Here is a 915-nt window from a genome sequence, read left to right as displayed (position 1 = left end):
AGCGGCAAGGCCGCAGGCCGCGCAGGCGCCGCCGCAGGCGGCGTAACCTTGGACTTGTGTCAATAACTGTAACCGGGGGATTTATGAGGAAAAATCGAAAAGTGAAAGCGCGGGAGCGCGCAGCAGCGGCAAAGGAACTGTCAGCGGTCGAGAATCCAACAGAGTTGCCGGAATCCTTCAACAAAGAGGGCGGGCAGGTGCCGCCCGCGCCGGTAGCGCTCGAGGTGTTTACCGAAAAAGAACGGGAGTTGATTCTGTGGGCGCTCGATGAGTGCGACAACCCCGACAACGGTGGGCCGATTGTGGGGGATTGGTGCTTAGTTGATGAGAGCATCCGGGCAAAGCTGGGAGGCACGGATCATGGATAAGGAATTCTGGGGCGAATTTCTCGCCTTCCTGGTCTGCGTGGTGATAGCTACAGCGGCGGTTTGTGGGGTTGTGTGGGCGGGGTCGTTCGCAATCGTATCGCTTTTTAAGATCGGCATGCACGGCGCGGAGTTTGCCAGCGCGTTGTTCGGGGGGTAGGGCGAATGGGCGATATCCGCAAGCTGGCAAGGGTCTACGTCTGGTCGGGCGCGGTCGCCCGGGTACTGCTGGCGGCGACGCCGCTGGCAGTCGCGGCGGCCTGCGCCTTTGGGGGGCTGTCAATTTCGATCGGGGGAGCACCGTGAAGGACTTTGTGGAAAAGCTAGTGTTTTTTGGGTTTGGTCTGATGCTAACCGGAATCGGTGCGTTGCTACTTGCCGGCGCTTACTACGTTGTGAGGATCACGCCATGAGCAATGAAATCCTGGGCTATATGCCCTGTCCGGAGACGGGCTGCGACCAGCAGGCGGCGGTGATGCAGGCCAAGCGCAAGGGCGCGCACCTGTACACCAGGTGCCCCGACTGCGGTATTGACCAGCGCACCGGCAAG

General features: G+C 60.8%; 2 protein-coding genes. Both read left to right on the top strand.

The window, feature by feature from the left end; all coding sequences use genetic code 11:
* Positions 1-83: 83 nt before the first annotated feature.
* A complete protein-coding gene (locus IG627_RS20685; protein ID WP_193195218.1) occupies positions 84-368 on the top strand; it encodes a hypothetical protein in 285 nt (94 codons plus the stop codon).
* A complete protein-coding gene (locus IG627_RS20680; RefSeq protein ID WP_193195216.1) occupies positions 361-525 on the top strand; it encodes a hypothetical protein in 165 nt (54 codons plus the stop codon). The genes IG627_RS20685 and IG627_RS20680 overlap by 8 nt, the downstream gene beginning before the upstream one ends.
* Positions 526-915: the final 390 nt, after the last annotated feature.

The organism is Microbulbifer taiwanensis (assembly GCF_014904815.1).
GTDB classification, from domain to species: Bacteria; Pseudomonadota; Gammaproteobacteria; order Pseudomonadales; family Cellvibrionaceae; genus Microbulbifer; species Microbulbifer taiwanensis.
The sequence above is the reverse complement of the archived record's forward strand: the minus strand, read 5'-3'. Positions and strand labels throughout refer to the sequence as shown.